The organism is Cyanobacteriota bacterium (genome assembly GCA_025054735.1).
Lineage (GTDB): Bacteria > Cyanobacteriota > Cyanobacteriia > SKYG9 > SKYG9 > SKYG9.
The window spans coordinates 1-6,336 of the sequence record JANWZG010000226.1; the positions used below are offsets into that span (position 1 = coordinate 1).

Genomic DNA, 6,336 nt, shown 5'->3' on the forward strand with positions numbered 1-6,336 from the left:
TACCACATGCAGTCCGGCTTCTCGTAGCTCTGCTTTGGGACATTCCCCCACCTTAGAAACGAGCACAGCCTTGCAATCGGCGATCGCCTTAATCACATACTCCAGCGTGGCATCTTCACCATAACCACCTTGGCAATACTGATCTACCTTGCGATGTCCAACAAACTTCGCTTCGTTAGCATCCACCTCAAAAATTTGGAACTCCTTGGCATGACCAAAGTGCTGGTTAACCAGGCCACCACCCTTAGTCGCTACTGCCACCAAAATCTTGGGGCTATTCTTGATGCGTTGGCTGGGTTTAACCTTGGTCTTCGCCAGCTTAATGTCTTCCTTGAACTTCTCAATGCCCGCATGAACCTCCTGCCGTAGTTCCAAGTCATACTGCACGGGCATAGCCATGAACTTATCCTTGGTGAATTCTTGGCTGCGGTCTTCACCCAACAAGCCCACTGCATCTGCACGACATTGGCGACAATGGCGCATCATCTTCATATTGCTGTCAGCGCAGCGATCTTGCAACTTCTTCAACTCCGCAGGGGTTGGCCCTCGTTGTCCTGTCAGACCAAAGTAGGTGCCATGTTCTGGAGCAGAAATCAGGGGCATAATATTGTGCAAAAATGCCCCCTTTTCCCGAATCACCTGATCCACTTCGACTAGGTGCTCATCATTAATGCCAGGAATCATGACCGAGTTCACCTTACAGAGAATATCTGCCTCTTTTAGCGCTTGTAAGCCTTCCATCTGGCGCTCATGGAGAATTCGAGCAGCTTCTAGCCCCTTGTAGCGCTTGCGGCGATAGTGAACCCAGGGATAAATCTTCGTGCCAATTTCAGGATCAACCATGTTAATGGTGATAGTGACATGATCCACGTTTAGGGCTTTGATCTTGTCCACATAATCTGGCAACATCAGCCCGTTGGTAGACAGACATAACTTAATGTCAGGGGCTTTTTCAGCAATTAGTTCAAAAGTGCGGAAGGTTTTTTCTGGGTTGGCAAGGGGGTCACCAGGGCCAGCAATGCCCAACACTGTCATCTGAGGAATCTTACCCGCAATCACTAGCACCTTATGAGCGGCTTCCTCTGGGGTTAACAGTTCACTCACCACACCAGGGCGGCTTTCATTCGCGCAGTCATACTTACGATTACAGTAATTGCATTGGATGTTGCAGGCTGGAGCAACCGCAACGTGCATTCGAGCATAGTGATGATGGGCTTCTTCGCTGTAACAGGGGTGCTTAGCAATGCGATCGAGTATCCGTTGATCGTGGGTAGGTGTTACCTTAGAGTTGGTACTGCAACCACAGCTATTAGCACTTTGCTTCTGGGCCACTGTGTTTTTGGTAATCACAATGTCTGTAACGGGCTGGGTCTCTGGAGGAGAGAGCAATCCTGAAGTAGGTGGTGGTGTCATTGAATTTCGGCAGGGCTAGATGGACAGCGCCACTGAGGAAAGACGCTTGCTCCAGTCCTCTAAGAGAGAATGAATGATTGAAGTCGCTGGGTACAGGCAGCCTGCCTACGCAGGTTAGAGGTTATGTGACCCTACTGGAAAAACCCTACAAGAGTTCACGGAGGACTTAGGAAATGCTGTAACGAGCGACTTCAGTCATGAGAATCTGGTGCAATCGCGCCATACTCTCGTCGCATCTCTGACCAAGAAACCTATGGTGACTAGTTATTGGTAACTAGGCAGGGGTTAAAAGAACCTGTGTCTCTGGTGCAGAGAGTTGCGTGATTGGCGTTGTGAACGTTATACCAGCCACGTAAAATTAGCCCAGACCAGCAGCCTCCAGTCAGAGTTATTGAATTCATTAGCCTGTACTCAAGGGCTAAAACCCAAGCAGAACTGAGAGGTAAAAAAATTTTTGGGTTGCGGTGTGAGTATTTTTTGTAGGGGGGGTGAGTGTTTTTAGCACAGGGGAATAGTATTTTCTGTACTCGCCTCAATGCTTGATACACTCAACGATCAACGCCATTTTCTAGTGAGTTTTAGCGTTAACTGTGTTGTACTCAAAAACCAACACTGAACGGTACAAAACTGTCCAGGCAGGCACTCCAGAGTTTTTTTGCTGGTGTTCATTAAAGGCTGGGAGTAATTCAGGTGCATGAAAACCCCCAGCAAGATCCGAAATTCAATTCTGTATCTAAAGTATCATTTTATGGAAACTAACGCGATCGAACATAATATTTTTTTCAACTTTGTTCATGATGAACAGAACTATTCTTTAAATAGACAACTTCGATACAAAACCACTGTTGATCTCCTTTTGAGTACACGGTTAATTACTAGCTACAGTGGGCGGTTAATTCTCTGAAACGCCCAGGGAGTCAGGTATTGACTGTGAGTACCCAAATACTTGTTCCTGTGGCAATTAATACTAGTACCCCCCCAGAAAAATGCTAGAACCTCAACCTTTAAAAAAAATCAAGTTCCTACTCTGCTATGGTTTTAGGACTGAGTACATGACTGAGTAATTCAATAACTTTGATGCAGACTGTTGGGAATGACCTGATTTTTCTTGCCTGATATAAGCAGGAAAACAACGTACCGTTTCCCTTACAGCTATGCAGCCCTCGTCTTCCTCAGTTAGTCTTCCTCTCCCCCAGGAACTCAGTCTGAATTCTGGTCAAGATGTCGCTAGAGCTACGGTCACATCTCCTTGGTTTCCGATCGCCGCTTGGCAAGCGTTGCAGGATGACTTTCGTATTATCTTTGAGCGCGACCCGGCTGCCCACCACTGGTTAGAGGTACTGTGCTGCTATCCTGGCTTCCATGCAATTGTTCTCTATCGTCTAGCCCACTGGCTGCACCGTCGCGGCGTAGTCTTCATCCCTCGACTAATTTCTCACTTAGCTCGGTTCCTAACTGGAATTGAAATCCATCCTGGTGCTGTACTCGGTAAAGGTGTGTTTATCGATCATGGTATGGGCGTGGTGATTGGGGAAACAGCGATCGTGGGTGACTATTGCCTTATTTACCAAGGCGTAACTCTGGGAGGAACTGGGAAAGAAACAGGCAAACGCCATCCCACCCTAGGCAACCATGTGGTAGTAGGTGCAGGGGCAAAGATTCTCGGCAACATCAGCATCGGTGACTATGCTCGTGTCGGTGCTGGGTCGATCGTCCTACGGTCTGTACCTTCCTATTGCACGGCTGTAGGAGTCCCTAGCCGCAATATTTGTCGCACGAACACCAAAACTCGCCCTTTAGATCATGGGCAGGTTCCTGATATTGAAGCAGCCGTTGTGCGGATGCTGACCGATCGCATTGAACGCTTAGAACAGCAACTTCAGCAGTTGACCCATACATCCCCTACTACAACGTCATCCCCTAACACAACATCATCCCCTAGCACAATACCCCCTAAGCCAACAGCAACGCTAACCTGTCAGTCCTAGTCGCTGACTTGATGTTTCCCTCCTTGATTTTCCCTCTAAATGCCCTCTAGATTCCTGTTGCTTTATACTCCCGTCGTCTCTGCCCTAATTTTTTGAGGTAATGTTCATGTCTCCCCTTTTTTCACCAACTCCTGGCACTAAACAGGTTAACGATCCATCAACCATGGATATGTCAACTACCTATGTTGTATCAGTACCTCGCATTGAACGCTGGCAGGTCTATTATCGCTTGCAAGAGTTAATGATTCCTTGTTGGTGTTTGCCCGACGGTTCACTGCGAGTAGAAGTGCAAAATGGCATCAATGCTCTGCTGTTACGCAGCGTGGTGCAGCAATTTATTGCCTCTCGCCAAGAGCTAGTGACTTGGCTGAGGCGATGCTGGGATGCTAAGGGTGAGCAAAAGCTGATGGAGTAACAATAAGTGGAGTCAGGATTAGCTTCTCCTCTCTCCATTCTCTCTACTCATGCTGCTATTCGCCTATTTCCCATTCACCATCTCACCCATACGCTCGTATTTGGTTTTCCCCGCCCGTTCCCAATTATTACTAACTTCCAAGGAGACTCTCAAATGACACAAACACTGGTTCAAGAATTTAGTCAGGTGAATGCCAATGCCGTTGGTTTGGGACAGGAAGTTACAGTTCCTGTCTGTGAAGGCTTGAATATGGTGTTGGCTAGTTTTCAGGCGCTCTATTTACAGTACCAAAAGCATCATTTTGTGGTGGAAGGTGCGGAGTTTTACTCGCTGCATGAGTTTTTTGCAGACAGCTATGGGCAAGTCCAGAACTATGTGCATCAACTAGGTGAGCGGCTAAACGGCTTAGGTGGAGTCCCCGCTGCTAGTTTTAGCAGATTGGCAGAACTCTGTTGTTTTACACCAGAACCTGATGGCATTTTCACCGCTCGGCAAATGCTAGAAAACGATTTGAGTGCTGAACAAACGGTTATTGATTTGCTCCGACGGCAAGCATCTCAAGCAGAGAGTGTCGGCGATCGAGCCACGCGCTATCTCTATGAACAGATCCTCTTGCAAACTGAAGATCGTGCATTCCACCTAGCCCATTTCCTAGCAGCAGACAGTCTAACGTTTGCCTTTGTAAACCGAGTGTAACGTAACTTAATTCCCCACCATTAGGAGGTAGTGATGAGCAGCAACATGCGGCTAATTCAATTTTTACAGGATGAACTGGCTATTTCGTCCGCAGAGATCGATGTGTTGCTGCGTCATCCAGAACAGGACAGTGCTCCAGGACACATGATTCTCTGGCAGTATGGCTTGATTTCATTTCAGCAATTAACACAAGTTTTTGATTGGCTGGAGGCTCAATTCTGATGGCTGGTTGTTATTTCTATCAAGTTATAAGACGCAAACGATACTACCCACTCAGGAGAGCACTATGATAGCTACGTTAATTGCGATTGTCACGATGTTCACCCTCATGATTATTGCCAATGCATACATGCTAGATGCCATTCAGAAGGATGCATTGAACGATCGCAAGCCCCGTAACAAAATCGTTCATTAGCGGCGGGAGTTGATTATGAAAACTCATCAGATTCACATTAACGATACCACCTTGCGTGATGGCGAGCAGGCAGCCGGAATTGCCTTCAATCTAGAAGAAAAAATTGCGATCGCTGTCTTTCTAGATGCCATTGGAGTGCCGGAGCTGGAAGTGGGCATTCCTGCAATGGGGCGAGATGAAGTCGAGGCCATTCGAGCGATCGTCAACCTTGGGCTAAAGGCCAAACTCCTTGGCTGGAATCGAGCTAACCGAGCAGATATTCAGGCATCGATAGATTGTGGTCTCCAGCGTGTTCATATTTCGGTGCCCGTGTCAGAGATTCAAATTGCCGCAAAGTTTCATGGGCAATGGCGGGTGATGCTCGATCGTCTGTACGAGGTCATCAGTTTTGCCTGCGATCGGGGTCTAGAGGTATCCGTAGGGGGTGAAGACTCCTCTAGGGCACATGAGGCATTTTTGCTAGATGTTGCCATGCTTGCCCAGTCATGGGGGGCCTCTCGGTTTCGGTTCTGCGACACTGTAGGCATCTTAGAACCACTGACTACCTACAACAAGGTGCAGCGCCTAGTCAGCAACCTGACGATACCCGTTGAGATGCACACCCACAATGACTTGGGGCTGGCCACAGCTAATGCCCTTGCGGGTATTCGGGCTGGAGCGTTATCTGTGAATACTACTGTGAATGGCCTAGGGGAACGGGCAGGAAATGCCGCCCTAGAAGAGGTCGTGATGGCGTTGAAGCGCATCTATGGTGTGCAAACTGGTATTGATACCAAGCGCCTATTGGAACTTTCGCGTCTGGTTGCCAAGGCATCCAACTGTCCGGTGCCACCGTGGAAAGCGATCGTCGGTGATAATGCCTTTGCCCATGAGTCAGGTATCCACGCCCACGGTGTCTTGCAAAATCCTGCCACCTATGAACCCTTTGCCCCAGAGGAGGTCGGCTGGGAGCGCCGATTTGTGGTTGGCAAACATTCAGGACGGCATCTTGTGCTGAATGTGTTGCAGCAGCAAGGAGTTTTCTTAAGTCCAGAAGAAGCACAAGTAGTCTTAGACGCTGTGCGCCGTCAAGCAGTAGCTGTCAAACGCGGCCTAACGATTGATGAGTTGTTAATGCTAGTTCCCCCAGAGAGGTCTTACACCCATGCAAACTGATGAGATTGAAATTGATGCTCCGCCCACGTTTGAAATTGGCCAAAAGGTGCGCTTGCGTAAACTCATTCGTAATGATGGCACCTTTCCTGGCAAAGACATTGGCGCAACTCTGGCTAAAAAGGGAGATGTTGGCTATGTAGTCAGCATTGGCACCTTTTTACAGCGTTCTTATATCTATGCCGTCCATTTCATAGCTACGGGTCACATCGTTGGTTGTCTCAAAAAAGAACTTGAACTCGCCGAGGAGAATTTAT

At 48.1% G+C, this 6,336-nt stretch carries 8 protein-coding genes; 7 read left to right on the forward strand and 1 reads right to left on the reverse strand.

Features of this window, described 5'->3' with window-relative positions; translation table 11 throughout:
• On the reverse strand, nt 1–1,413 hold a 1,413-nt coding region (gene nifB / locus NZ772_11625; GenBank protein MCS6814195.1), incomplete at its 3' end, for a nitrogenase cofactor biosynthesis protein NifB.
• A gap of 1,154 nt (nt 1,414–2,567) precedes the next feature.
• On the opposite strand from nifB, the gene cysE reads away from it, so the two are divergent.
• The 7 genes from cysE to NZ772_11660 form a co-directional block, all read left to right on the forward strand.
• The gene (gene cysE / locus NZ772_11630; GenBank protein MCS6814196.1) at nt 2,568–3,401 is read left to right on the forward strand and encodes a serine O-acetyltransferase; all 834 of its coding nucleotides are present in this window, start codon (nt 2,568–2,570) and stop codon (nt 3,399–3,401) included.
• Between the two features lie 163 nt (nt 3,402–3,564).
• Entirely contained in the window at nt 3,565–3,816 is a 252-nt protein-coding gene (locus NZ772_11635; GenBank protein ID MCS6814197.1) for a hypothetical protein, read from the forward strand.
• 153 nt (nt 3,817–3,969) lie between these two features.
• Nucleotides 3,970–4,512 carry a DNA starvation/stationary phase protection protein gene (locus tag NZ772_11640; GenBank protein ID MCS6814198.1) on the forward strand — a complete coding sequence of 181 codons (543 nt, stop codon included), beginning with the start codon at nt 3,970–3,972 and terminating at the stop codon, nt 4,510–4,512.
• A 33-nt stretch (nt 4,513–4,545) separates the two neighbouring features.
• Nucleotides 4,546–4,734 carry a DUF2949 domain-containing protein gene (locus NZ772_11645; protein ID MCS6814199.1) on the forward strand — a complete coding sequence of 63 codons (189 nt, stop codon included), beginning with the start codon at nt 4,546–4,548 and terminating at the stop codon, nt 4,732–4,734.
• A gap of 64 nt (nt 4,735–4,798) precedes the next feature.
• Nucleotides 4,799–4,927: a hypothetical protein gene (locus NZ772_11650; protein ID MCS6814200.1), complete on the forward strand. Its 129-nt coding sequence runs from the start codon at nt 4,799–4,801 to the stop codon at nt 4,925–4,927.
• A 15-nt stretch (nt 4,928–4,942) separates the two neighbouring features.
• Nucleotides 4,943–6,082 carry a homocitrate synthase gene (nifV, locus tag NZ772_11655; GenBank protein MCS6814201.1) on the forward strand — a complete coding sequence of 380 codons (1,140 nt, stop codon included), beginning with the start codon at nt 4,943–4,945 and terminating at the stop codon, nt 6,080–6,082.
• The coding region (locus tag NZ772_11660; protein ID MCS6814202.1) for a nitrogen fixation protein NifZ at nt 6,072–6,336 on the forward strand (265 nt) is incomplete at its 3' end. The genes nifV and NZ772_11660, both read left to right, overlap by 11 nt.